Consider the following 26730-nt stretch of genomic DNA (forward strand, 5'->3'; position numbering starts at 1 on the left):
GCAACTCCAGTAAGATTATTGTGGGAGTATCTAGTGTCCTTAATCATTATTGCGAAAGTTTGACAAGAAAGTCCAACAGATATCATTAGTTAACTTTGTTCGTTAATAACGCCAACATAGTCATGCAAACGCCACAAAACTGACATAAGATGCACGGTCATCCGGCGCTATATCTATTAAAGATGGGCGCTTGGATTGACAAAATAGACGAAAAACACTGAAAGGGCATGGGGCAACAGCAGATTATGCAGCAAGCGGGCGTGGTAACAACATCAGGGAGAGATAAGCGCCGGGCTGTCATTGAACGTCTGGTGCGGATGTTAGTGACGGGCAGTGGCCTGTTGGTTTTGCTGACATTAATGCTGATTTTTGTTTATTTATTGTACGCCGCGTTACCTCTGTTTAAGCCAGCTTCAATCAATTTAGATAATCAGTTTGCTGTGGATCGCACAGCACCCACTCTTGCTCTGGGGGTAGATGCCCAAGGGAAGGTTGGGTATCGCATTGATGATAAAGGAAAAGGCTATTTCATCTGGCTAAATCCGCAGGGGGAATCTCCCGCCGGGAGCCTTATCAGTGAGCAACAGTTATCACCGCCGCCGGTGTCAATCAGTCGCGCTGTGGGTGGGCAACCTTTGTATGGCATTGGTCTGAGTAATGGCCGTTTTATGCTACTGCAACCCGATTTTTCAGCAACACCACCCCGTTGGCAATTCCCTCTGGGTGAACAGCCGCGTTTTCTGGATTTGAAAGGCCAAAATCTGCGGCATTTGGTGTTGGCTGAACCGCAACCTCAGCACTTTTCTCTGGCCGCCACCACGGATGATGGCCGTTTAATGGCTGGCATATTTACAGCTCAAGGGCAGCAACTCACTGAGCTGACGGATGTGGCCAAGGCCATTGACCAGCTATTATTGACGCCCGACGGGCGTTTGCTCTATCTGCTATCCGGCCATCAGCTATATATTTATCAATTTGGCACTGAGCTTACCTTGCGTGAAATTGTCCCTTTGTTAGCGGATAAATCGGCGGATGATAAACACCCACCGCAAGGGCCATTGATACTTTCTCTACTGGCAGGGGGGAAGTCACTGCTGGTTCAAGCGCCGGACGGTGTTGTTACGCAGTGGTTTGATGTGCCCGAAGAGCCGAACAATCAATATCATTTGACCCAGATTCGCAGCTTTACTCCCGCAAGTAAGGGCTTACTGACGACTGAAAATGCGCGGCGGGTATTTGCTTCATTATCGCCACAAGGTGAGTTATCGCTCTTTTCCAGCATCCAGTCTGCACCGCTATTACAACATAAACTGGCTGCGGGTATTACCCATGCCGCGTTCTCCCCCTGGGGCGATAGTCTGCTGGTAGAGAATGCAGCCGGTTGGTCTACCTATCAATTAGACAATCGCTATCCTGATATCAATTGGCGTAGTCTATGGCAGCGGGTGTGGTATGAAAATTATCCCGAACCGGCTTATGTCTGGCAGTCAAGTTCGGCACAAGAGAACTATCAAGCTAAATTCAGTCTGATACCCATCATCTTCGGCACATTAAAAGCGGCGGGTTATGCCATGTTATTCGCCGTACCTTTGGCATTGGCCGGTGCTATTTATACTGCTTATTTTATGTCGGCGGGCTTACGGCGAATTGTTAAACCGACAATTGAGATGATGGGGGCATTTCCGACGGTGGTTATCGGTTTGATTGCCGGTATTTGGCTGGCACCGGTCATTGAGCATTATTTGACCGGCATCTTGTTGTTGCCGCCATTGCTGGCCCTGACAATTTTATTGTGTGGCTGGGGGAGCGCGCGATTGTCGGCAAAAACGCAACGCCAATTGCCCGCGGGCTGGGATATCATTATTTTGCTGCCGGTTATTCTGTTGACTGGCTGGCTGGCACTCTGGCTAGGGCCGAAACTGGCGATAGGGGGGCTGGGGGGGCCGTTACATGAATGGTTGGGCGATAATTATTCTCAGCGCAATGCTTTAGTGGTTGGGGTTGCCATGGGTTTTGCCCTGATTCCGGTTATTTTCTCACTGGCTGAAGATGCGCTATTTAGTGTCCCGCCATCACTGAGCCAAGGCTCACTGGCATTGGGGGCGACACCTTGGCAGACATTAATTCGTGTTATTTTACCATCGGCTTATGCGGGTATTTTCTCGGCGTTAATGATTGGTTTTGGCCGCGCGGTGGGGGAAACCATGATTGTGCTGATGGCGACCGGGAATTCGCCAATTATCGATGGCAGCATTTTCCAAGGGCTACGGGCAATGGCCGCCAATATTGCCATTGAAATGCCGGAGGCCGTAATAGGAAGTGGCCATTATCGGGTACTATTCTTGACGGCGTTAGTGCTGTTTTGTTTCACATTTTTAGTTAATACACTCGCCGAATCCATTCGCCTGCGGTTACGTGAACGCTATCAAATGGAGCCAACTGCGTGATGACCCGATCGACTAAAAAGTGGTTTGCATCCGGTTCGCCGTGGATCTGGCTGACTGCCGGGGCGGTGAGTATCAGCTTGCTGGCCTTACTGGGTGTGGTCTTATTATTGGCGGGGCAGGGGATGCGTTATTTCTGGCCCAGCCCAGTTTACGTGTTTGAACTCAAGCAAACTGCCGCCGGCCCAGTTAGGGTCATTGGCGAAATTTATCAGCAACAGTCTCTCCCGCGCCAGCAGTTAGAGCAGGCGGGCATTATTTTACCGCCAGAGGCGGGTGAGACAGTGACCCGTTATCTGATTAAGACCGGCAACCGCGAGATACAAGGGCAAGATTTTCATCGGCTGCTGGACACGGATATTCAACAGCGCAGTCAGCCCAAAGATTTGTTGGTATTAGAAAGACAAAACAATGGCACGGCATATGGTTTTCTCGCAGGAATGCGGGATAACGGCCAGCCCGTCGTGGGGGATAATTTAGCGCAGGAGCTGCAAAAGCGCATTCCGGTGATACAAGCGCTGGTTAGGCAGTCCCAGGATATTCAGTTCCGCCAAATGAACATGCTGAATCAGCAGTTTGAAGCACTGCGGTTACAGAAAAAACGCCTGCAAATGACGAATGATTTTGACAGCAAATCGCAAGACAGAATTGAAGCGGAATGGGGCGAACTCCAGCGAAGTCATCAGGCGATGATGGAAAAATTGCGCGGCCTGCAAACGGACCAAAACCGCTACACCCTGCTGTTGCGGGATATGAATGGGCAAGTTCATCCACTGCCGCTGAGCCAAATCGACCGCGCCTGGTACCCTAATGATATGAGCCTCTGGCAGAAACTGCGCCATTTTACGGTGCAAATGAATAAGTTTCTGACCGATAATCCACGTAATACCAACACTGATGGCGGTGTGTTTCCCGCTATTTTTGGTACCGTGCTGATGGTGATATTAATGTCCATAGTGGTCATGCCACTGGGGGTGATTGCGGCGGTTTATTTACACGAATATGCAGGAAAAAATGCGCTGACCCGGATGATTCGTATTTCCGTGGTGAATTTAGCGGGCGTGCCGTCCATTGTTTATGGAGTATTTGGCCTCGGTTTCTTTGTCTATTTGATTGGCGGTTCACTGGATAAACTATTTTATCCCGAAGCTCTGCCCAGCCCGACATTCGGTACGCCGGGTGTGCTATGGGCGGCATTAACACTGGCTTTATTGACATTGCCGGTGGTGATTGTGGCGACCGAGGAGGGGTTATCTCGCATCCCGGCCAACTTACGGCATGGCTCCTTGGCGTTGGGGGCGAGCAAAGCCGAGACATTGTGGCATATTGTGTTGCCAATGGCCGCTCCCGCCATGATTACCGGGCTGATTTTAGCGGTTGCGCGAGCCGCAGGGGAAACGGCCCCATTGATGCTGGTGGGGGTGGTGAAATCAGCACCGCTCTTGCCAGTGGATGGTGTTTTCCCTTTCCTGCATTTAGAACGTAAATTTATGCATTTAAGCTTCCAAATATACGATATGGCATTCCAAAGTCCCAATGTAGAAGCTGCCCGGCCATTAGTGTTTGCCACCGCGTTATTACTGGTGATTATTGTGGTTGGTCTTAATTTAGCGGCGATAGGTATTCGCCATCATTTACGCGAAAAATATCGTGGTTTAATGCTATGACTAAACTTTTTAACCCGCAGGATAATTTATGGGACTTTTGATGCCGGATTCGCTGCCGCTATTAGATGTGCAGCAATTAACTCATGAGCAAACTGCACTGGCGGTCAAAAAGCTCAATTTATTTTATGGCGACAAACAGGTGCTGCACGATATTTCTTTTAATGTGCCCCGGCACCGTGTTACTGCGCTGATTGGCCCCTCTGGTTGTGGCAAATCAACTTTGTTGCGCTGCTTTAATCGAATGAATGATTTGCTGGATAACTGCCGCCTCGAAGGTCAAATTTTTCTTGGTAATGAAGCGATTACTGAGAAAAACACTGATGTTGCTGCTTTGCGTCGGCGAGTCGGCATGGTCTTCCAGCGGCCTAATCCTTTCCCAAAATCTATTTATGAGAATGTGGTTTATGGCCTGCGCTTGCAGGGGATCCGCGACCGGCGGGTGCTTGATGAAGCTGTAGAGCGCTCATTGCGGGCCGCCGCACTGTGGCATGAAGTTAAAGACCGGTTGCGTGAAAATGCTTTTCGTCTTTCCAGTGGTCAACAGCAGCGCTTAGTGATAGCCAGAGCGATTGCGATTGAGCCGGAGGTACTCTTGTTGGATGAGCCGACATCGGCATTAGACCCTATTTCGACATTGACTATCGAAGAGCTTATTACTGAATTAAAACAGCAATATAGCGTGGTTTTAGTGACCCACAATATGCAACAGGCAGCCAGGGTTTCAGATTATACTGCATTTATCCACCAAGGGTGTTTAGTGGAATATAATGACACTGACGCGCTGTTTACTTCGCCACATCAGCGACGTACCGAAGATTATATTACCGGGCGCTACGGCTAATCAGCCAGATTATAGAGTCATAGCAGACCACTCCACCTTTCTAAGGTGTTCTCTTTATTTATCAATTGCGATTTAAGTTTATACTTTCATGTGCCGCTTGTTATTGAGGTGACTATTGAATGGAAGCATTAAGTGAAAGAGCTATTGATAACTCAGCCTGATTTTATGGAGACATTTAACTGTGTCGGTACAGCTTGTCGTGAACATTGCTGTAAAGGTCAAAATGTCACGCTGGATAGAAATCGTTATCAAAAATATATTAAAAGCCCTTACGCAGATATCAAACGTATTGCCATTAGCCATATTTCCGTTACCCAAGACAGCCTTGCCTCTTGGGCCAATATCCACCCCGACAGCCAAGGGTGTTGCCCCTTTCTTGATGAACAACAGTTATGTCAAATTCACAAACATGCAGGCGCTAATGCACTGAGTAACTGTTGTGCGACTTATCCCCGCATTGAGCATATTTATAAAAATCAGAAAATAAAAAGTATGTCACTTTCCTGCCCGGAGGTTACGCGGAAAGTCTTATTTTCTCCGGAAGCATTAACATTGCGATTTTCGACTATCCATCAATATGATTATTATAAAGCTCCGGATATTATTATTGACCAGCGGCTAGCCAATCGTGCTTGTGTCGCTATTATTGCTGCAAGTGAAGAGAGTAATGTTATTGAAGAAAGCCTATGGGCAATAAACCTTTTTTTGCAGATGGACCTAATGGGTTCAGATGTGAATAAAAATAAAATGGCCGAGATTGATAGTTTACGTGCCAAGTTAATATCCGCCGTCGCCTCGGGGAAAGCGGCTGATGCCTTAATGGCTATAGATTATTCTCCCGCAATTCGTTGCGAGCTATTAGATTACTTTCGTCATTTTATGGCACAAATGCCCGATATCCGTGGCAAAAATGTATTGGCGGCCTATGCAAATACTTTGCAGATAATTCTCAGCGATAAACTGACGAGTCCGAAGAGTATTGAACAGAAATTAAGTGATGCCTGGCATCAGTATGCATTGCCATTTTTCATGCAGCACAATTCAGTATTGCGTAATTATTTTCTTTATCGTATTCATCATGACCAATTAGCCATGGGGGATAAGTCGGCGGTTACTGTATTTAATCTTCAAGTGATAGATTTCTTCTTTCTGAAAGCACTCATCTCAGCCCATGTTAGCCATCACGGAGAGATAACCGAAAATCACGTGATTGATATCATATATTCTTACCATGCGTGTCGTGATTCCACTGATAACTCAAGCCAGAAGTTTAAACAAGATGTCATGGATTTAGCGCTAAAAGAGGATTTCCCCTTATTATCGCTGCTGACGTAAATGGATGTTGGGGCCAACTGAATTAGCCCCGAAAAATTAAGCACTCTTTATCGATGGCGTTTTATATTTAGCCAAATATTGCGGCTGGAAAATACACATGCGAATGGCAGTGCGATATTCACCATTGATAAAGAACTCTTGTTTTAACTCGCCTTCCAATTCAAAGCCCAACTTGCTGTAGATATGAATTGCTTTCTCATTTTCTTTATCCACAATCAAATACAGTTTATAGAGGTTCAGTACGGAAAAACCGTATTCCATTGCTAACTTTGCTGCTGAACCGGCATAACCTTTGCCTTGATGGGCTGGGTCGATAATAATCTGAAACTCAGCACGGCGATGAATGTGATTAATTTCAACTAACTCAACCAGACCGACTTTTGTCCCCTGGCTTTCAATAATAAAGCGGCGTTCGCTTTGATCATGAATATGTTTATCATACAGATCAGACAGCTCGACGAAAGCCTCATAAGGCTCTTCAAACCAATAGCGCATAACGCTGGCATTGTTATCTAACTGATGTACAAACGGCAGATCATCCCGTTCCAACGGACGTAACCGGACGCTGCTAGTGGTAGACATGCTGATTCCTCATATGACGACAGCGGCTGCTGCCCTAAAAATTATACTATTAGCACAAGGTATAAGCACAGGGGAATTAAAAAAGGCGCTCACCTTAAATGGCTACGCCTTTAATCAATATCACTTAACCTGTCTTTACTCAGCCGCATAACCCTGTGGTGGCAAACGTTTATCATCTAACCACGCTGCATTCTCGCGCATTGCTAAACGGCCATCAGTAAACCAACCGACCACTAACGGGTAAATACTGTGTTCTTGAGTTTGGACTCTCTCGACCACATCCTCTTCAGTATCATCACTGAAAATCGGGACTTTGGCTTGCAGGATGACCGGGCCGCCATCCAGTTCTTCCGTCACAAAATGGACTGAAGTACCGTGCTCAAGATCGCCGTTTTCCAATGCTTGACGATGGGTATGCAAGCCGGGATATTTCGGTAACAGTGAGGGGTGAATATTCAACATCCGACCAGCATAATGCTGGACAAACTCTGGACTGAGAATGCGCATATAGCCCGCCAGTACCACTAAATCAGGCTGATATTCATCAATAGCTTGCGCTAATGCCAAATCGAAACTGGCACGCGAGGCATAAGATTTGGCATCTATTGCATGGTGTGCAATGCCCGCCAATTCAGCACGCTCTAATCCATAAGCTTGCAGATTATTACTGAAGACAGCACTAATCTCGCCTGAAATACGCCCTTGCTGCTGGGCGTCTATCAGTGCCTGCAAATTACTGCCTTGGCCCGAGACCAAAACCACTATTTTTTTCATAAGACCCTTCGGACTTGAAGCTGCAGGGGTGTTGGCGATGTTATGGATTGATAATAACTTGCTCTACACCATCTGCCGCCGCCGCAATGACACCAATTTTCCAAGCTTTTTCGCCAGAGGCTGTCAGCAACTCAACCGCTTTATCTGCCAGTTCCGCAGGTAAGGCAACAACCATGCCGACGCCGCAGTTAAATGTGCGGTACATTTCGTGGCGGCTAACATTACCGGCCTCTTGCAACCAGCTAAATACTGCGGGCCACTGCCAGCTATTTTCATTAATAACCGCTTGAGTTCCTTGTGGTAATACGCGTGGGATATTTTCCCAGAAGCCGCCACCGGTCAAGTGAGCAATTGCATGGATATCAAGTTGCTCAATCAAGCTAAGAATGGATTTTACATAGATTTTGGTCGGTTCCAGCAAATGGTCGGCCAGAGATTTACCGTCTAATTGAGTCTGTTCTGGGTCAGTATTGCTGACTTCCAGAATTTTACGCACCAGTGAATAGCCATTAGAATGCGGGCCGCTGGCACCTAAAGCCACCAGAGCATCGCCCGGCGCGACTTTACTGCCGTCGATGATTTCAGATTTTTCGACCACGCCGACACAAAAGCCTGCTACGTCATAATCTTCGCCGTGGTACATCCCCGGCATTTCGGCGGTTTCGCCCCCAACCAGTGCACAACCTGACTGTTTGCACCCTTCGGCAATCCCGGTAATCACACTGGCGGCAGTATCCACATCCAGTTTACCAGTCGCAAAGTAGTCAAGGAAAAACAGTGGCTCAGCACCTTGGACCACCAAGTCGTTAACACACATGGCGACCAAATCGATACCGATGGTATCGTGGCGTTTCAGATCCATCGCCAGACGCAGCTTGGTGCCGACGCCGTCAGTGCCTGAAACCAGAATAGGTTCACGGTATTTTTGTGGCAAAGCGCACAGGGCACCGAACCCGCCCAATCCCCCCATCACTTCTGGGCGACGAGTTTGTTTAACCACACCTTTTATGCGATCAACAAGGTCATTGCCGGCATCAATATCTACACCTGCGTCTTTATAGCTGAGAGAGGTTTTGTTGGTCACTGCGAGGTCCCCGTGGTTGAGCTTTGGAAGAAAACGCGACAATTCTAACAGCGCAGGCAAACGTTTGCGAGTGGCTTGTGATATCACGCTGATTTTTAGCTTACTTGACTTAATAATGGTTTTCTATTGATCTGAATCAGGCTATTCATTGTGGTGTTCAAAAAAAAAGGCGGTATAATCTCGCGATTTTTTTGGCCGCCAGTCGCCTAACCAGGAGAAAAATAATGAAGATCGTTGAGGTGAAACACCCGCTAGTAAAACATAAACTTGGTTTGATGCGTGAGAATGATATCAGTACAAAGCGTTTTCGCGAGTTAGCGTCTGAAGTGGGAAGTTTACTGACTTATGTAGCAACCGCCGATTTAGAAACTGAAAAAGTCACCATCGAAGGGTGGAATGGGCCGGTTGAGATTGAACAGATTAAAGGTAAGAAAATCACGGTAGTGCCCATTTTACGTGCCGGTTTGGGCATGATGGAGGGGGTCTTGGAAAATGTCCCTAGTGCGCGAATTAGTGTGGTAGGGGTTTATCGTGATGAAGAAACGCTGAAGCCAGTACCTTACTTCCAGAAGCTGGTGTCAAATATTGATGAGCGCATGGCGCTGGTGGTTGACCCGATGCTGGCAACCGGTGGTTCAATGATTGCGACCATTGATTTACTTAAGAATGCTGGCTGTAAGAGCATCAAAGTGTTGGTGTTGGTTGCCGCACCTGAAGGTATTAAAGCACTGGAGGCCGCTCATCCAGATGTCGAGCTGTACACTGCTTCCATCGATCAAGGCCTAAATGAGCACGGCTACATCATCCCAGGATTGGGTGATGCCGGTGATAAGATTTTCGGAACCAAATAACTTCTAGATAGCCGACTCGATAGTCGGCTTTTTTTTGAATAATTTTTAGCATTCAACACAACACCCTATAACTTTCATTAGAGGATAGAGAAAATGAGCCGTCGCACCATTGGCGTCAGCGAGCGTCCACCGCTGCTCCAGACGATCCCCCTGAGTTTCCAACACTTGTTTGCGATGTTTGGTGCCACTGTTTTAGTTCCTATTCTGTTTAAAATTAATCCGGCAACAGTGCTGCTATTTAACGGTGTCGGAACCTTGCTTTACTTATTCATTTGTAAGGGAAAAATTCCGGCCTATTTGGGTTCCAGTTTTGCCTTTATTTCACCGGTATTACTGTTGTTGCCATTGGGATACGAAGTCGCCTTGGGCGGTTTTATCATGTGCGGCGTGCTGTTCTGCCTGGTGGCGCTGATTGTGAAAAAAGCCGGTACCGGTTGGTTGAATGTGCTATTCCCACCTGCGGCGATGGGAGCGATTGTTGCGGTTATCGGCCTTGAATTGGCTGGCGTAGCTGCGGGAATGGCTGGGCTACTACCTGCGGAGGGGGTAACCGTCGATTCAAGCACTATCATCATTTCAATGGTGACCTTGGGGGTGACCATCCTCGGCTCGGTGCTATTTCGCGGTTTCTTCGCCATTATCCCTATTCTGATTGGTGTGTTGGCGGGCTATGCCTTGTCATTTGTGATGGGCGTGGTTGATTTGGCCCCTATTCGCGATGCCCACTGGCTTGCTTTACCGACATTCTATACCCCGCGTTTTGAGTGGTTTGCCATTCTGACCATCTTGCCCGCCGCATTGGTGGTGATTGCCGAGCATATTGGGCATTTGGTGGTAACGGCGAATATTGTGAAAAAGGATTTAATTCGTGATCCCGGCCTGCACCGTTCAATGTTTGCCAATGGTATTTCGACTGTGATTTCCGGCTTCTTCGGTTCCACACCGAATACCACTTATGGTGAAAATATCGGGGTTATGGCAATTACCCGCGTTTACAGCACGTGGGTGATTGGTGGTGCCGCGATTCTGGCGATAATGCTCTCTTGTGTTGGCAAATTGGCTGCGGCAATTCAGGCGGTTCCAGTGCCAGTCATGGGCGGTGTTTCACTGCTGCTATACGGTGTTATTGCGGCGTCAGGTATCCGTGTGTTGATCGAGTCCAAAGTGGACTACAACAAAGCACAAAACTTGATCTTAACCTCCGTCATCCTAATTATTGGGGTGAGTGGCGCGAAAGTGAACATTGGTGCAACTGAACTGAAAGGCATGGCGCTGGCAACAGTAGTAGGCATCGGCCTGAGCCTGTTGTTCAAGGTGATCAGTTTGATCCGCACTGAAGAAGAGATTATTGAGGCCACGGAAGAAGAGCTGACACTGAAATAAAGTGATTGCTGGTCGAGCCGCGTTTGTCGGTTCGGCCAGTTTTTCGCCTCAGATCAGGTTTTTATGCTGTTGCCCGTTTTTGTGGTAAACTTGTCACGTTTTCCCGCCCGTTTTGTTGGTTGAGGTGCTTCTGAATACGCCGGCACAGCTTTCACTGCCACTTTATCTTCCCGATGATGAAACTTTTGCTAGTTTTTATCCGGGGGAGAACCCATCCCTATTAGCGGCGATCCAGTCTGCTGTTCACCAGTCTCATGGCAGTTATATCTATTTCTGGTCGCGCGAAGGCGGTGGCCGCAGTCATTTGTTGCATGCTGCTTGTGCTGAGTTATCGCAAAAAGGTGAGGCGGTGGGTTATGTCCCGCTGGATAAACGCGCTTATTTTGTGCCGGAAGTGTTGGATGGCATGGAGCAATTGGCTCTGATTTGTATTGATAATATTGAGTGCATTGCGGGTGATGAACAGTGGGAAATGGCGATATTTAATCTCTATAATCGCATTGTAGAAACAGGGCGTACCCGCTTACTGATTACCGGCGATCGCCCACCGCGGCAGTTGAATCTCGGTTTACCTGACCTGGCTTCCCGGCTTGATTGGGGGCAAATCTATAAATTGCAGCCCTTGTCTGATGATGAAAAATTGCAAGCTTTGCAATTACGCGCCAAATTGCGGGGTTTTGAATTACCGGAAGATGTCGGCCGTTTTCTGCTAAAGCGCCTGGACAGGGAAATGCGTACGCTGTTTATGACGCTGGATCAGCTTGATCGCGCCTCTATTACTGCGCAGCGCAAACTGACCATCCCCTTTGTGAAAGAGATCCTCGGATTATAGATATTGAACGAATAAGCGGCCTCGCATTCGTTCAATCATTATCTTTTAACGACTGATTAAATCACTTCAAAATTTCTAATACTTGTTCTGGTGGGCGGCCAATACGCGCTTTGCCGTGATAAACCACAATTGGGCGCTCGATAAGCTTAGGGTTATCACTCATGGCTTGCAGCAATTGCTGTTGTGTCAGCGCGTTATCTGCCAGATTCAACTCCTTATAGAGTTCCTCCTTGGTGCGCATCAATTGGCGGGCGTCACTGAAGCCCAATTGTTGCAGTAATTCTTTTAACGTCGACACCGAGGGCGGGGTATCTAAATACAATACCACTTGCGGTTGAATGCCCTGTTGCTCAACTAATGCGAGTGTTTCCCGGCTTTTGGAGCAACGCGGATTGTGGTAAATCGTGACGTTTTTCATAGTAACTTTCCTTAGGACTTCTGGTATTTACGGAAGCGCTCATTCAATTGGCGTAATTGGTCAATACGGGCATCATAGCGAGCCTGTTCTAAACTCCCTAGCTTCACTCGCGCACTGGCATCACTGAGTAAACCGATGGCTTGAGTCAATTTGCCGCCCAAGGCCAAGCTTTCTGCGCGCGCTGCTAGCTCTTGATCGCGCAGGCCCAGTGCCGCTGCCGCTTGTGCCAATAAATCCCAACCGTTAGGGTCATTCGGATTGCTGAAAGTATAACGGCGCAATATCTTGATGGCCTCTGCCGGTTTTCCGCCCTCAACATAAGCATTGGCCAGATTCAGTTGTAATACCGGCTGCTCGTCTTTCAGATTGGCCATTGCGGTTTGCAGGCGGCTAATGGCGCTGGCGGCTTTGTTTTGCCCCAAATCGATATCAGTCATTAAATCGAGAAACCAAATATTGCCCGGCTGTTGCGTTAACAGCGGTTGCAACTGATTACGGGCTTCATCATATTTTTTAGCTTGATACAGCAAAATGGCCTGGCCATATTTAGCAGCCAATTGTTCGCGCGTCGTCCCTTTACTCAGGGTTTCCAGCAGATCTGGCGTCAGGCTCTTTTCCGTCGAACCATACATGCCCAAAATGCGAACTTTGGCGAACAAATAATCTTGCGACGAGGCAATCGGGTGCGGTTTCATCTGATTAGCCCGGTTACGTGCATCAGATAATCGGCTGTCAGGTAATGGGTGAGTCAGTAGCATTTCCGGTGGCTTAGAAGCATATCGCGACTGATCGGCTAATTTTTGCAGGAAATTCGGCATTGCCTGTGGGTCAAATCCTGAGCGTTGCAGCACTTGAATGCCAATTCGGTCGGCTTCCTGTTCATTGCCCTGAGTAAAGCTGATAATCCCTTGCTGAGCACCGGCTAATGTACCGCTCAAACCCGCCATACCCGCCTGTGGGCTGGCCATGGTTAGCAGAATAGAACCGAGCACGCCAACCCACGTCAGGGGGGCCATGCGCTGTTGTTCTTCCATCGCTCGCGCCAAGTGGCGCTGAGTCACATGCGATATTTCATGGGCTAATACTGATGCCAATTCACTTTCGTTATCGGTATAGCGGAACAGAGCCGAGTGCAGCACGACATTGCCGCCAAAGAATGCAAAGGCGTTTATTTGATCGTTATTCACCAAGTAGAAATGAAATGGTGTACGCACCGAATAAGCATTGGCGACTAAGCGGTTACCCAGCGAATTGATATATTGTGTCAATAATGGGTCATAAATCAGTGGGGCGCTGGCGCGCATCTGGCGGACATAAAAGTCCCCCATGGCATTTTCCTGATCAATACTTAATGTTGCACCCGCTGAAGTACCGATATCGGGCAGCAGGTCTTGGGTCTGTGTCTCAGCATTGACAGCGACAGGGCCGGTAAGCAGTAAGCTACTGAGCAGTGTAGCAATTACCGTCTTACTTACCCGGCCAGTTTTATTTAACTGACCTGTTTTGTTTAATTGACTTGTTTGACTTAGCTTATCTGTCATAAACGAGGTTGCCCCTACTGATGTAATGACAATTAGACTCCGAGATGTGTAAGAGTTCTTCTTCCTTGCACTGCTCTCCAGTACAATCATCACGGAAGCGAACTAGATCACAAAAATAGTCTTAAATAGGTCAAAGGTTAAGCTCATCATCCCTAACTGAGACTCGCAACTATCTTAGTCAGCATATAGGTATAAAGAAATAGTTATATAAAGGAATGGCGGCTAAGGCAATGGCGATAAAGAAACGGCTGGCGCGTAAAACTGACCTTCGGGTTATGCCCCTGTATGATGGGGTTGTTTAAGGAATTCCCCAATCTGCGGATTCCTCATGGTACTTAAGGAGCAATTTCGGATGCTAGAGCTGTTGTTACAATGGTATCGCCGTCGTTTTACCGACCCGCAGGTTATCGCGTTACTGGTTATTCTGTTGGCTGGGTTCTGTATTCTCTACTTCTTTAGCGGTATTTTGGCCCCGCTATTGGCGGCGATTGTTCTGGCGTATCTGTTAGAGTGGCCGACGGCTCGGTTACAGCGTATTGGTTGTTCGCGCCCGTGGGCGGCCAGTATTGTGTTGGTGGTGTTCGGCGGTATTGCGTTGTTGGCGGTGTTTGTTGTTGCTCCCACCGTCTGGCAACAGGGCAATAATCTGATGTCAGATATGCCGAAAATGCTTAATAAATTCAATGCGTTTGCTCAAACTTTACCCTCGCGCTACCCCGCATTGGTGGATGCCGGTATTGTCGATATGATGGCGGAAAATCTGCGCAGCAAGCTCTCTGGTATGGGCGAGTCAGTGGTGAAAATTTCGCTAGCTTCATTAATCGGCTTACTGACATTGGCTATCTATTTGATTTTAGTGCCGCTGATGCTGTTTTTCCTGCTCAAAGATAAAGAACAAATGCTGAATGCTGTGCGCCGTATTTTACCGCGCAATCGGGGTTTGGCGGGGCAGGTTTGGCTGGAAATGAACCAACAGATTACCAACTATATTCGCGGAAAAGTGCTGGAAATGGTGGTGGTTGGTATCGCCACGTACTTGGTGTTCTTCGTGCTGGGGATGAATTACGCCCTGTTGCTGGCGGTGTTGGTCGGTTTTTCTGTTCTGATTCCGTATATTGGCGCGGTGATTGTGACCATTCCGGTGGTGTTAGTGGCGTTATTCCAATGGGGCATTGGCGCAGATTTCTGGACGCTTTTTGTCGCCTATTTGGTGGTGCAGGGGCTGGATGGCAACTTGTTGGTGCCAGTGTTGTTCTCGGAAGCCGTGAATTTGCATCCGCTGGTCATTATCTTGTCAGTGATTATTTTTGGTGGGATGTGGGGCTTTTGGGGGGTGTTTTTTGCCATCCCGTTGGCGACTTTGGTCAAAGCCGTTATTCATGCCTGGCCGGAGGAGTTTATCCCGGATGCGGATTAACTATCCCCTGTGCCCTTGATGCCGCAGCGGTGTTAGCTGCACTCACTACTCGCCCCATCCATGGGCCTCGCCTCGTTGAGGCCGCTGCAAGCAGCGTTCAAATCAGCTCCCGGCAGATTTGTCACCCGAATCACTGACCGGAGTCAGCTCATCGGGATGAGTTCGCTGGCTGCCTTGCTGCAACAGCAATGGCTTTGGGGATCATTCGATTTATTGCCAATAAAAAAGAGCGTTTGAGCGCTCTTTTTTGCAATTTATCGGTCAGGGCCGGTGTGTTATGACTCAAGCACTTTGGCGTAAATAGTCCAAAACGATATCGTGGTGATTAGTGGTTTTGAAATTATCAAACACATGCTCCACCTTGCCATCAGTACCTATTAAGAAGCTGATGCGATGGATGCCGTCGTAGGTTTTCCCCATAAAGCTTTTCTCGCCCCAGACGCCAAATTGCTCTGCAACTTCATGATTTTCATCAGACAGCAAAGTGAAATTCAGCAGCTCTTTTTCGGCAAAACGTGACAGCTTTTCAGGTTTATCGGTGCTAATACCCAGCACTTCAACACCTGCATTTTTCAATTCATCCATATTGTCGCGCAGACCGCAGGCCTGAACAGTACAGCCAGGTGTCATGGCTTTCGGATAAAAATAGACCAAGACACGTTGTCCCTGGAAGTCGGCCAAACTAATTTGCTCGCCGTCTTGGTCGGGCAAACTAAACTTCGGCGCAATATCACCGGCTTTCAATGGGCTCATTACTAACTCTCCATTCGTGAGTCATGCTGTGGATAGTTCACAACGCTAATACTGCCTTGTGCGTTGAGTTCTGTACATAGCTGATAAAAAGCGTCTTCGATTATCGAACTGTTTTGGCTGGCTGGGCTGTGGGCACTTATCTGGATATGCAATCGCGCAGGAAGGTCACCTTCAGCCGGTTGAGTCTTGGAAACCAGCTCCGCAATATTCATATTGTGGCAATGAAACAGATTGGTAAACCGTTCAATAATATGGGGGGAATCATTAACTTCAACTTTGACCCATACGGTGTCAGGCATGGCTTTCTGATTTTGCGCATTGGTCCGTTTCATCACAATCAGCAAATCAAGCTCTGCACCTTTTGGCGGCAAGGTGGATTCCAGTTGGGTGATGGCGTTCCAACTGCCCGAAAGCAGCATAATAAAGGTGAATTCCTCACCGAACATGGCCAGCCGGCTATCTTCAATATTACAACCGCAGCTACTGACATGGCGGGTGATGGTGTTCACTATTCCAGGGCGGTCAGCACCGAGTGCGGTAATGACCAGATAATGTTCAAGCTGCGGCAAAATCGCTCTTCCTGTCATGCTCTTTGGGGTTACCATGGTAAACATAAAAAAAACCTGCTGCCAAGCGCTTACAACACAGTTGTTTACTTGCTTTTGGGTAGAGGTCAAAAGTACCATGAGGAACTTGTTTAAGGAGTGGGTGGGCAATGTTTATGGGAAGTCCAGAATTTACAGAAAATCGAATGTTTACCGGAAGCATAGTTGCACTGATAACGCCGATGGACAACAAGGGTGCTGTCGATCGCGCGAGCCTTAAAAAACTTATCGATTATCATGTGGCCAGTGGCACTGCGGCGATTGTTTCCGTCGGCACGACCGGCGAATCAGCAACACTGAATCATGATGAGCATGTCGATGTGGTCTTGCAAACCCTCGAATTGGCCGATGGCCGCATTCCAATCATTGCCGGAACAGGCGCGAATGCCACCTCCGAAGCGATTTCTCTCACACAGCGGTTCAATAATACCGGTGTGGTGGGTTGCTTGACGGTAACACCGTATTATAACCGCCCGATGCAGGAAGGGTTATATCAGCACTTCAAAGCGATTGCTGAAAGTACCGATTTGCCACAAATTCTCTATAATGTGCCATCGCGTACCGGTTGCGATATGTTACCGCCGACCATTGCCCGCTTAGCTAAGATTAAAAATATTGTTGCTGTTAAAGAAGCAACAGGGAACTTAAGTCGTGTAAGTCAGATCCAAGTGCTGGTTGATGATGAAGATTTCATCCTGCTCAGTGGTGACGATGCGAGCGGTTTAGACTTTATGCAATTGGGTGGCAAAGGGGTTATTTCGGTGACAGCAAACATTGCTGCGCGCGAAATGGTTGAACTTTGCGCATTGGCTGCACAGGGTAACTTTGCAGAGGCACGCCGTTTGAATCAGCGCTTGATGCCGTTGCATCAGCATTTATTTGTAGAAGCAAACCCAATTCCGGTGAAATGGGCCGCGAAGAAGCTGGGGTTAATGGCGAATGACACAATGCGTCTGCCAATGACTCCACTGACTGACCCGGCTCAACGGGTTGTGGAAGACGCGCTGAAAAGCGCAGGTTTGCTGTAACTCTTAGGGAAATTTGATGGCAATAACATTGCAAAAGTCGACGGTGGTAACGGTTGTGGGAATTTCGCTGGCGATGTTGCTGGCAGGTTGTACCACTGACCAACGCTACAAACGCCAGGTTAGCGGTGACGAGTCTTATCTTGAAGCTCCGGCGCTGAAGCCGCTGAACTCACCAGCCGGGATGATTCTGCCTGTGCAAAATGGTGATTTTGATGTCCGTTCCGTTAACACTCAAGGCGCGGTGGGCAAACAGTTGGACATCCGTCCTCCGGTACAATCATTGGCATTGTTAAGCGGCTCTCGCGCTGAAAATGCTAACGATACCAGCAAGCTATTGTTAGAGAATAGCCCGCAAAATCGCAATCTGTGGGCGCAGGTTACCCGCGTTCTACAGGATAAAAACTGGGCGATTGCCAGCCGTCAGGATGCCAGCCAAACGTTGACAACTGATTGGGTTAAATGGAATCGCGCAGATGAAGACGTCCAGTTTGAAGGCCGTTATCAGATAAGTGTGCAGGAGCAAGGTTATCAGTTAGCTCTGGTGGTGAAATCCCTTGAATTACAACAAGGTGGTAAACCAATTACCAGCTATACCGAAATCCAGCGCTACAATGGCGCAATGCTGAATGCCATTATCGAAGGTTTGGATAAGGTGCGTTCTGATAGCGAAAGCAGCCAGGCGGCACGTAAAGTCGGTACTTTGGATGTTCAAAGTGGTAGCGATGATACTGGCTTACCGCAACTGATTGTTCGCGCACCTTATGCTGTGCTGTGGGAACGTCTGCCAGCCGCGCTTGAGAAAGTCGGCATGAAGGTGACTGACCGTAGCCGTCCACTGGGCACAATTAACGTGACCAGTAAATCCATGAGTAGCAGTAGCTGGGATGCGTTGGGTGCCAAAGACCCAGAATTGCCAACAGGCGATTATAAGCTGCAAGTCGGCGACCTCGATAACCGCAGTAGCTTACAATTCATCGGCCCTAAAGGGCAGCCTCTGACTCAGTCGCAGAATGATGCGCTGGTCGCAGTGTTCCAGGCGGCGCTTAGCCAGACGAGTGCTACAAGCACCCAATAATACCTAAAAGGGGCTTCGGCCCCTTTATTCATTTTATGCGAGTTACACTTTCACATTACTGGAGTAATAAGATGCAAAAGCTAGCTGAGTTGTATCGTGGCAAGGCGAAGACCGTCTATACCACCGAAAATCCTGACCTGTTGGTATTGGAGTTCCGTAATGATACGTCAGCACTAGATGGTCAGCGCATTGAGCAGTTCGATCGTAAAGGCATGGTAAACAACAAATTTAACCATTTCATTATGGCTAAATTGGAAGAAGCCGGTATTCCAACCCAGATGGAAAGCTTGCTGTCAGACACCGAAGTGCTGGTGAAAAAGCTGGAAATGATCCCGGTTGAGTGTGTTATCCGTAACCGTGCCGCAGGTTCTTTGGTAAAGCGTTTGGGTATCGAAGAAGGTCTGGAACTGAATCCACCGCTGTTTGACTTGTTCTTGAAAAATGACGCCATGCATGACCCGATGGTCAATGAGTCTTACTGCAAAACATTTGGTTGGGCGACAGAAGCACAATTAGCGCGGATGAAAGAACTGAGCTATTTGGCCAATGACGTGCTGAGCAAGTTGTTTGATGATGCTGGTTTAATCCTGGTGGACTTCAAGTTGGAATTCGGCCTGTTCAATGGCGAAGTGGTGTTGGGTGATGAGTTTTCTCCTGATGGCAGCCGTTTGTGGGATAAGAAAACCCTGAACAAAATGGATAAAGACCGCTATCGCCAAAGCTTGGGTGGTTTGATTGAAGCCTACGAAGAAGTTGCGCACCGTATCGGCGTAAAATTAGACTAACTGCGCAATCGATTACGTTCTCTGACATAACTGTTTTATACCTTAAATAATTCGGGTTGCAGGAAGGCGGCAATTGAGAAATCCCGATGAGTTGACACCAGTCAATGATTCGGGTGAGCGAGAGCAGCCAACGCACATGCAGCTTGAAGTATGACGGGTATAAGGGGAGATAACCTCTATCTCCCCTTATTCTTCTTATTCCCCCTGCGGCATTAATCATTTGTTCTTTTAATGGTATTCGCCTTACGGATTTCCTACGATAATACATAAGGAATATATCTGGAGGCAAAGCTATGCGTTGGCAAGGTCGTCGCGAAAGTGACAATGTAGAAGACAGGCGGGGTGATTCCTCTGGCGGCGGTGGCGGTTTTCGGCCACCCATTGGCGGCAAAGGCGGCCTAGTCATCCTCATCGTCGTGCTGGTGGCGGGTTATTATGGGGTTGACTTGACGCCATTGCTAAATGGCAGTGACCCTATGTCTCAAACCCAGACTCAACCTCGATCACAAAGCGCTGTCAGCGCCAAAGATGATCAATATGCCAAATTTACCTCCGTGGTACTGGCTGACACCGAAGATACCTGGAAACCTATTTTTCAAAAAATGGGCCGCAGTTACCAAGAGCCAAAATTGGTGATGTACCGTGGTGCAACTCGCACCGGGTGTGGCACCGGTCAGTCGGTGATGGGGCCATTTTATTGCCCGGCGGACAGCACGGTTTATATCGATTTATCTTTCTATGAAGATATGAAAAACAAACTGGGTGCGGACGGTGACTTTGCTCAAGCCTATGTGATTGCTCATGAAGTTGGGCATCATGTGCAACATTTGTTGGGCATTGACACCAAAGTGCGGCAACAGCAGCAGGGTGTCTCTGAAGCAGAAGCTAATCGCCTATCAGTCAAAATGGAATTGCAGGCAGATTGCTTTGCTGGTGTATGGGGCAAAGCGATGGAAAAGCAAAATGTGTTGGAAATCGGCGACTTACAAGAAGCGTTGAATGCCGCGCAGGCCATTGGTGATGATAGATTACAGCAACAACGTCAAGGGCGGGTGGTGCCAGATAGCTTCACTCATGGTACTTCAGCACAACGTTATACGTGGTTTAAACGGGGTTTCGACAGTGGCGATCCTAATAACTGCAACACCTTTGCCACCCGCTAATAGCGCTAGAACCTCACGTAAGCAGAGACTATTATAAGAAAACTTTTTGCCGGCGCACTCGTCGCCGGCACTTCATTGCAAGGCAGGGATAGGCATGACCGCTCTTGATCCAACTTTATTAATTCTCTTGGGGCTGGCTGCACTCGGCATTATCAGCCACAACATGACTGTCACACTCGCTATTCTGACATTAATCGCGGTGCGTATTACTCCGCTGAATCAGTTTTTCCCGTGGATAGAGAAATACGGTTTAACCATCGGCATATTGATTCTAACTATTGGCGTGATGACGCCAATTGCCAGTGGGAAAATCAGTGCCAGTGAAGTGCTGCACTCCTTTGTTCAGTGGAAATCTATTTTAGCCATTGTGGTCGGGGTAGCTGTTTCCTGGCTCGGTGGGCGGGGTGTCTCGCTAATGACCCATCAACCCTCTGTAGTGGCGGGATTATTGGTCGGAACGGTGTTGGGCGTGGCCCTGTTCCGCGGTGTACCGGTCGGGCCATTGATTGCCGCCGGATTGCTCTCATTGGTTATCGGTAAATCCTGAGGTGACCAACGGCATTATCGCCAGCCAAGCGCTGATGGCGCAGCAGGGACATCGGCGTTTACTGGTGCTCAGTGGCAGTGCTGATTGGGCGCGGCAGCAGGCGATAAATCTGTCCGAGCAATTGCCCGGAGATTGGTGGTGGATTGGGGAATCTCTGCCGCCAAGTATTAATGGCATCCGGCCTACTGCGGCCAAAACCTTGTTGGGGCAGGAGGGGCTACACGGTGTGTTTGATGCCAGCAATGGCCTGAATACAGAAGCGCTGGCGGTGTTGGCGGGGACATTGCGGGCTGGCAGTTGGTTGGTGATGTTGGTGCCAGAGTGGGGCAGTTGGCCACTTTTACCCGATGCCGACAGTTTGCGTTGGAGTGAGCAGAATGCCCCCATCACGACGCCAAATTTTATCCGCCATCTACAGCGCCAACTTCTGGCCTCTCCCGATGTCGTTTTGTGGCAGCAGGGGCAGTTGCCGCCAGAACTGCAGTTTGATATTCGCCCACATTGGCAGCAACCCGACGGCACGCCCACCGCAGAACAGCAAAATATTCTTCAGCGCTTGATGCAGGCCAAACAAGGTGTTTGGGTGCTGACGGCGGCTCGTGGGCGCGGTAAGTCGACACTGGCGGGTATGTTGGTGGCGCAGTGGCCGGGCAAATGCTGGGTCACCGGGCCGGGCAAGGCAGCAACTCAAGTATTAAGCCAGCGAGCCGGAGAGCGCGCGCGTTTTTGGGCACCAGATGCGCTGCTAGATTTCTGTCAGCGCAATGATGTCAGTGATGTTGACTGGCTATTGATTGATGAGGCCGCCGCCATCCCAACCGCGCTACTGTCGGCGCTTTTGGCCTACTTCCCACGGGCATTGTTAACCACCACGGTGCAAGGCTATGAAGGCACCGGGCGCGGATTTTTATTAAAGTTTTGCGCGACCTTGAGTGATTGGCATCATTTAACATTGACCAACCCGATCCGCTGGGCTAGCCATGACCCACTGGAACAGATTATCGACGACATCATGTTATTTAATGATGACCGGCTTAATGATGATTGGGTGAATGATATATTGTCGCCGACAGCATCCGCCATTGCACAGATCGAAATCTCTGCTTGTGAACAGTCTGATTGGCTGAATAATCCCGAATTATTGCGCCGTTTTTACGGCTTGCTTTCCAGTGCCCATTACCGCACCACTCCGCTGGATTTACGGCGTTTGATGGATGCGCCGGGCATGCATTTTTCTGCCGCCAAGATGGCGGATTCAGTGATAGGCGCTTTGTGGCTGGTGGATGAGGGCGGGCTGGATAGCCGATTAGCGCTCGAGATTTGGGCGGGCAGGCGGCGGCCAAAGGGCAGTTTGGTGGCGCAATCGCTAGCCGCTCACAGCGGTCAATGGCAAGCACCGACCTTATTATCCAGACGAATCAGTCGCGTTGCGGTAGCGCAATCCTGGCGAAAACAAGGGATTGCCCGGCAGATGATTGTTGCCGAACAAGCTCGTGCGCAACGGGAAGGGCTAGATTTTCTTTCGGTCAGTTTTGGCTATACCGCAGAATTAGCGTGTTTTTGGTGTGCCTGCGGTTTTCAACTGGTGCGCATGGGCAGTCACAAAGAGGCCAGTAGCGGCTGTTACGCGGCAATGGCCATGCTGCCCCTCAGTCCGGCAGGGGAAATGCTCTGTGAGGCCGCGCGGCAGCAATTAGTGCGTGATTGGTATTGGTTGCAGCAATGGATTGGTCTGGAAACGCCAGTATCCTTACTGCCGCCAGAGCAACCTGATATCACCTTAAATGATGATGATTGGCGTGAGTTGGCCGGTTTTGCTTTTGCTTTCCGCCCGTTAGAGGCGAGTTTGCCCGCGTTACAGCGGTTACTATTACAAAATAAATTATTACAAACAGAATTACCGCTTCCCGCCTTGCGGCAATATTTGCAGCAGGGGCATACGGCAGCGGAAATTGTTCATCAATTGGGCCTTTCCGGGCGCAAAGCATTGGTGGCTAAGTGGCGGCAGGAGGCCGCCGAGGGGATGGCGGCGATTGATGTTGATAAAACACACATTCCGGCCCCGCTTTGACTGCATGAATTCCCAAGAGTGGGATGAACAATGCCACTCTTTCAATTCTCTGCACCAACTTCATCAATAAAACCCAATATCCTTTTCAAACCAGCCGCCTATAGTTAACCGTATAATTATTTTGATACTAAAGGCTGCGAGATGAGTAAAAAATACATTGTGGTGCAACAACCGGCACAACCCGAACAATTAATTTTGTTATTTCATGGTGTTGGCGACAGTGCTGCCGGGATGGCACCGGTCGGTAGCCATTTTGCTCAAGCTTTTCCTCAGGCGCTGGTGGTCAGTATTGATGGGCCGTTTGCCAGCGGAATGGGCAGTGGGCGGCAGTGGTTTTCCGTGCAGGGGATAACCGAGCAGGGGCGGCAAGGGCGTATTGATGAAGTGATGCCCGAATTTATTGCCACTGTGCGCCATTGGCAGCAACAAAGTGGGCTTGGCGCACGGCAAACTGCATTGGTGGGGTTCTCACAGGGCACCATAATGTCATTGGAAGGGGTGAAAGTTCAGCCACAATTAGCCGGACAGGTCATCGGGTTCAGTGGGCGTTTTGCCACTTTGCCGCAGCAACCTATCACTGACGTGGCCGTCCATCTGATTCATGGCGAACAGGATGGTGTTATTCCGGTTGGACAGGCCACCGCCGCAGCGCGGTGCTTAACGGCATTGGGGGCTTCTGTGACATTGGATCTGGATGCCAATACTGGGCATGGCATTAATCAGCCGATGCTGGCGCGGGCTATTGCCCATTTGCGCCAGGATTTTGCGGGGAATTAACTCAGGTAAACCGTGCTCCGGCCATTTACTTTTTCTTGTCTTTGTCCGGCCAGTCGTCGTCATCCCACTGCGCATTATTGTCGCGGTGGGGAGGGATCTCCGGCTTATTACTCAAAAATTTCTTATGATCAAGACGACGTAACTCTTTGATGCCATTTAAGATCATGCCGACAAGTATGATAAGAATGACCCACCAGTAATCAGCTAGCCAATGCATGTTAAATTCCTTTACCCGTCATATTTCAAGCAATTGTGTCTTGAAACCCATTGGGTATAGTTATAAATCGTGAAAAAATCATGGGTAAATGGCTGACAAGCCACTCACTACCCGCTACATCCTGTGCTTGCCAAGCTTCCAGTAGGATTGCTGGTGTCAGTAAATGCTGCGCCGTTGCCGCCAGAGGGTGGTAACTCAGGTGCCAAGGCTCTGCGGCAACACCGCCGGTGTCTTTGCTAAAGGGCCGGTAAAAACCAAATTCAGTCATGTGCGCATCAAGCCATTGAGTTAGCGGATAAAAATAACCCTCCGCTTGATACTCCCACGGCTCCAGTTGCAGTTTTTCCCCCATGGGTAACAGTGATGGATCGTAAATATCTAAATCACTGCCCCAATGATGACGGCTGGCCCCCGGCAGGGCAGACCAGTGCAAAATAGCTTCGCAACGGGCGGCGGCATCAAGCCGAGAAATGTCTATCGGCTGGCTGTCTTTATCTAATACTGGCCGCTCGCCGCGAAATTTACCATTCCAGATAGCCAATTGGCGGTCAAAATCGCGAAAAGTGCTGGCTGGCTGTAAATCCAAACCCGCCACTTTAGCCGCCTGTTGCATGGCCCGAAAGGCATCAACAGCCGCTGGCTGCAAGCGGTGGTTACCGGTTAACACCACTAAATGCGCCGTTGAGCGCCCGGTAAGCATCTGTGGTGTCAATGTATTAGATGTCATGCGATGAGTTGCTCCATGATTCTCTGATACATTCGGCTCAGCAGTTGTAAATCAGCGGCGTGAACGCATTCATTCACTTTATGGATCGTGGCATTGACCGGCCCCAGCTCAACCACCTGCGCGCCCATTAAGGCAATAAAGCGGCCATCGGAAGTGCCACCGGTGGTCAATAATTGTGGCGTAATTTCAGCATAATGTTCGACGGCGTTGACTACGGCATCCACCAATGCGCCACGGGCGGTCAGGAATGGCTGGCCAGATAATACCCATTCGAGGGTGTAATTGAGTTGATAGCTGTCTAGCAAAGCTTCAACTCGCTGCTTAATCATGCTGTCAGTCAGTTCAGTGCTAAAGCGGAAGTTAAACTGCACATAGAACTCACCGGGGATCACGTTATTACTGCCCGTTCCGGCATGCAAATTGGCGATTTGCATACTGGTAGCGGGGAAAAACTCATTGCCTTCATCCCATTGCGTGGCAACCAGCTCATTCAGGGCGGGCATCGCGCGGTGAACCGGGTTGTCAGCCAAATGAGGATAAGCCACGTGCCCTTGAACACCGTGGATATGCAAGTTGGCAGTGATTGAACCGCGGCGGCCATTTTTCACCACATCACCGACGCGGTCGGTGCTGGATGGCTCACCCACCAGACAATAATCCAGCCGCTCATGGCGCGCCATCAGGGCGTTAACCACTTTAACGGTGCCATTAATGGCTTTGGCTTCCTCATCGGAGGTAATCATAAATGCCAACCGGCCTTGATGATTAGGGTGTGCGGCAACAAAGCGCTCTGCCGCAACTACCATGGCTGCCAGCGAACCTTTCATATCGGCGGCACCCCGGCCATACAGCATGCCGTCGCGGATGGTCGGTTCAAATGGCGGGCTGTTCCAGTGGCTTTCATCGCCGGTAGGAACCACGTCGGTATGGCCGGCAAACGCCAGTGTTTTACCTTCGCCACGCCATGCCCAGAAATTAAGGGTATCACCAAAATTCATCGGCTCGACAGTAAAGCCGATAGCCTCTAAGCGCTGAATCATGATCTCCTGGCAGCCCGCATCATTTGGGCTGAGCGACGGGCGTTTAATCAATTGTTGGGCCAGGTCGATTACCGGACAGATCATGTTATTGCACCTCAATAGCGTTTTGGTTATGGGTCATGTTTTGTTGCGCCAGATGTTGCTGAATAAATAGTTGGTAACTTTCTATTTTGAAGCCCAATAGCATCTCGCCATTGGCGGCTTCCAGCAGCGGGCGTTTGATGATAGCGGGCTGCTCCAGCATCAGTAATTTGGCCGATTGCGCATCAGTGATTGTATCGCGCTGGGTCTGCGGCAGTTTGCGCCAGGTGGTACCACGGGTGTTCAGCAACGGCTCCCAACCCAGTTTATCGATAAAACCTTGCAACTGCTCGTCACTCAATCCATCCACGCGATAATCGTGAAACTGATAGGTAATACCTTGCTCTTCCAGCCAGCGACGGGCCTTTTTTATGGTGTCACAATTTTTAATGCCATAAAGGCGCAATAATGGGGCTGCTGGGTTATCTGACATGGGAAAATAATACCTATATGTGCGTGTTAGTTCCGAACAACAATTATCTGGCGATGATTTAGATCGCCAAGAATCAATGTTGACTAGATACTTCGATGATAACGCAAGTTGCTACGACTTTGATCCCAAATATGAACTAATCGTGGATCGGGGGGGAAGTGCTGAATTGGGTGGGGAGAGGATCGAGGAAGGCTAGAGTCATATACCAAAAAAATTAAATCTTCCCTTAACCCAAATATTATTACACTCATCAACACTA

At 49.0% G+C, this 26730-nt stretch carries 26 protein-coding genes; 15 read left to right on the top strand and 11 right to left on the bottom strand.

The features are described 5' to 3' along the window. The first annotated feature begins 245 nt into the window (after positions 1-245). The 4 genes from OP863_RS05530 to fliB all read left to right on the top strand — a co-directional run bounded on the left by OP863_RS05530 (position 246) and on the right by fliB (position 6287). Entirely contained in the window at positions 246-2447 is a 2202-nt protein-coding gene (locus tag OP863_RS05530; RefSeq protein ID WP_265526236.1) for an ABC transporter permease subunit, read from the top strand. Further along, positions 2447-4111, top strand: a complete 1665-nt coding sequence (pstA, locus tag OP863_RS05535; protein ID WP_265525969.1) for a phosphate ABC transporter permease PstA — start codon at positions 2447-2449, stop codon at positions 4109-4111. The genes OP863_RS05530 and pstA overlap by 1 nt, the downstream gene beginning before the upstream one ends. Before the next feature lie 28 nt (positions 4112-4139). Next, positions 4140-4952, top strand: a complete 813-nt coding sequence (gene pstB, locus OP863_RS05540) for a phosphate ABC transporter ATP-binding protein PstB (protein WP_145510186.1) — start codon at positions 4140-4142, stop codon at positions 4950-4952. A 132-nt stretch (positions 4953-5084) separates the two neighbouring features. Next, positions 5085-6287, top strand: a complete 1203-nt coding sequence (fliB, locus tag OP863_RS05545; protein WP_145591531.1) for a flagellin lysine-N-methylase — start codon at positions 5085-5087, stop codon at positions 6285-6287. A gap of 36 nt (positions 6288-6323) precedes the next feature. Here fliB and speG read toward each other — a convergent pair whose 3' ends face one another. The 3 genes from speG to purM all read right to left on the bottom strand — a co-directional run bounded on the left by speG (position 6324) and on the right by purM (position 8727). Continuing rightward, the gene (gene speG, locus OP863_RS05550; RefSeq protein ID WP_038635191.1) at positions 6324-6869 is read right to left on the bottom strand and encodes a spermidine N1-acetyltransferase; all 546 of its coding nucleotides are present in this window, start codon (positions 6867-6869) and stop codon (positions 6324-6326) included. Positions 6870-7004: 135 nt separating this feature from the next. Then, positions 7005-7643 (bottom strand): phosphoribosylglycinamide formyltransferase, encoded by a 639-nt coding sequence (purN, locus tag OP863_RS05555; protein ID WP_038635189.1) that lies wholly within the window; start codon positions 7641-7643, stop codon positions 7005-7007. A gap of 40 nt (positions 7644-7683) precedes the next feature. Next, entirely contained in the window at positions 7684-8727 is a 1044-nt protein-coding gene (gene purM, locus OP863_RS05560; RefSeq protein WP_145588868.1) for a phosphoribosylformylglycinamidine cyclo-ligase, read from the bottom strand. Between the two features lie 224 nt (positions 8728-8951). Here purM and upp point away from each other — a divergent pair, with 224 nt between their 5' ends. From upp to hda, 3 genes are all read left to right on the top strand, one after another. Further along, a complete protein-coding gene (upp, locus tag OP863_RS05565) occupies positions 8952-9578 on the top strand; it encodes a uracil phosphoribosyltransferase (RefSeq protein ID WP_038635186.1) in 627 nt (208 codons plus the stop codon). Between the two features lie 93 nt (positions 9579-9671). Further along, complete coding sequence (gene uraA / locus OP863_RS05570; protein WP_145510185.1) at positions 9672-10961, top strand: uracil permease; 1290 nt, start codon at positions 9672-9674, stop codon at positions 10959-10961. A 124-nt stretch (positions 10962-11085) separates the two neighbouring features. After that, positions 11086-11793 (top strand): DnaA inactivator Hda, encoded by a 708-nt coding sequence (hda, locus tag OP863_RS05575; RefSeq protein ID WP_032820160.1) that lies wholly within the window; start codon positions 11086-11088, stop codon positions 11791-11793. A gap of 61 nt (positions 11794-11854) precedes the next feature. On the opposite strand, the gene arsC is transcribed toward hda, so the two are convergent. Further along, on the bottom strand, positions 11855-12211 hold the full coding sequence (gene arsC / locus OP863_RS05580; RefSeq protein WP_038635182.1) for an arsenate reductase (glutaredoxin): 357 nt from the start codon (positions 12209-12211) through the stop codon (positions 11855-11857). Positions 12212-12222: 11 nt separating this feature from the next. Then, complete coding sequence (locus OP863_RS05585) at positions 12223-13752, bottom strand: tetratricopeptide repeat protein (RefSeq protein ID WP_050291478.1); 1530 nt, start codon at positions 13750-13752, stop codon at positions 12223-12225. Positions 13753-14104: 352 nt separating this feature from the next. Here OP863_RS05585 and OP863_RS05590 point away from each other — a divergent pair, with 352 nt between their 5' ends. Further along, entirely contained in the window at positions 14105-15169 is a 1065-nt protein-coding gene (locus tag OP863_RS05590) for an AI-2E family transporter (protein ID WP_038635173.1), read from the top strand. A gap of 282 nt (positions 15170-15451) precedes the next feature. Here OP863_RS05590 and bcp read toward each other — a convergent pair whose 3' ends face one another. After that, entirely contained in the window at positions 15452-15922 is a 471-nt protein-coding gene (gene bcp, locus OP863_RS05595; RefSeq protein ID WP_038635170.1) for a thioredoxin-dependent thiol peroxidase, read from the bottom strand. A 2-nt stretch (positions 15923-15924) separates the two neighbouring features. Continuing rightward, a complete protein-coding gene (locus OP863_RS05600) occupies positions 15925-16491 on the bottom strand; it encodes a glycine cleavage system transcriptional repressor (protein WP_038635167.1) in 567 nt (188 codons plus the stop codon). A 182-nt stretch (positions 16492-16673) separates the two neighbouring features. Between OP863_RS05600 and dapA the strand changes: the two genes are divergently transcribed. The 7 genes from dapA to ypfH all read left to right on the top strand — a co-directional run bounded on the left by dapA (position 16674) and on the right by ypfH (position 23973). After that, positions 16674-17555 carry a 4-hydroxy-tetrahydrodipicolinate synthase gene (dapA, locus tag OP863_RS05605; protein WP_038639679.1) on the top strand — a complete coding sequence of 294 codons (882 nt, stop codon included), beginning with the start codon at positions 16674-16676 and terminating at the stop codon, positions 17553-17555. Between the two features lie 16 nt (positions 17556-17571). Then, positions 17572-18630, top strand: coding sequence for an outer membrane protein assembly factor BamC (gene bamC / locus OP863_RS05610; RefSeq protein ID WP_038635164.1), 1059 nt, complete (start codon positions 17572-17574; stop codon positions 18628-18630). Between the two features lie 71 nt (positions 18631-18701). Next, complete coding sequence (purC, locus tag OP863_RS05615; protein WP_005162080.1) at positions 18702-19415, top strand: phosphoribosylaminoimidazolesuccinocarboxamide synthase; 714 nt, start codon at positions 18702-18704, stop codon at positions 19413-19415. Between the two features lie 293 nt (positions 19416-19708). Beyond that, positions 19709-20578 carry a neutral zinc metallopeptidase gene (locus tag OP863_RS05620; RefSeq protein ID WP_145591528.1) on the top strand — a complete coding sequence of 290 codons (870 nt, stop codon included), beginning with the start codon at positions 19709-19711 and terminating at the stop codon, positions 20576-20578. A 94-nt stretch (positions 20579-20672) separates the two neighbouring features. Beyond that, positions 20673-21125: a DUF441 domain-containing protein gene (locus tag OP863_RS05625; RefSeq protein WP_038635159.1), complete on the top strand. Its 453-nt coding sequence runs from the start codon at positions 20673-20675 to the stop codon at positions 21123-21125. 1 nt (position 21126) lies between these two features. Next, positions 21127-23196, top strand: coding sequence for a tRNA(Met) cytidine acetyltransferase TmcA (locus tag OP863_RS05630; RefSeq protein WP_271301904.1), 2070 nt, complete (start codon positions 21127-21129; stop codon positions 23194-23196). Between the two features lie 141 nt (positions 23197-23337). Further along, positions 23338-23973 (top strand): esterase, encoded by a 636-nt coding sequence (gene ypfH / locus OP863_RS05635; RefSeq protein ID WP_145588871.1) that lies wholly within the window; start codon positions 23338-23340, stop codon positions 23971-23973. Between the two features lie 25 nt (positions 23974-23998). Here ypfH and OP863_RS05640 read toward each other — a convergent pair whose 3' ends face one another. Genes OP863_RS05640 through OP863_RS05655 form a run of 4 tightly spaced genes read right to left on the bottom strand, consistent with a single transcriptional unit; the run spans position 23999 to position 26471 of the window. Continuing rightward, a complete protein-coding gene (locus tag OP863_RS05640; protein ID WP_038635152.1) occupies positions 23999-24190 on the bottom strand; it encodes a YpfN family protein in 192 nt (63 codons plus the stop codon). A gap of 25 nt (positions 24191-24215) precedes the next feature. After that, positions 24216-24917 carry a M15 family metallopeptidase gene (locus OP863_RS05645; protein ID WP_145591526.1) on the bottom strand — a complete coding sequence of 234 codons (702 nt, stop codon included), beginning with the start codon at positions 24915-24917 and terminating at the stop codon, positions 24216-24218. Then, positions 24914-26041 (bottom strand): succinyl-diaminopimelate desuccinylase, encoded by a 1128-nt coding sequence (gene dapE / locus OP863_RS05650; RefSeq protein ID WP_038635102.1) that lies wholly within the window; start codon positions 26039-26041, stop codon positions 24914-24916. Before dapE ends, OP863_RS05645 begins: the two co-directional genes overlap by 4 nt. 1 nt (position 26042) lies before the next feature. Beyond that, positions 26043-26471, bottom strand: a complete 429-nt coding sequence (locus OP863_RS05655) for an ArsC family reductase (RefSeq protein WP_038635080.1) — start codon at positions 26469-26471, stop codon at positions 26043-26045. Between the last annotated feature and the right edge of the window lie 259 nt (positions 26472-26730).

It is taken from the genome of Yersinia sp. SCPM-O-B-9106 (C-191), assembly GCF_026183365.1.
GTDB classification, from domain to species: domain Bacteria; phylum Pseudomonadota; class Gammaproteobacteria; order Enterobacterales; family Enterobacteriaceae; genus Yersinia; species Yersinia rochesterensis.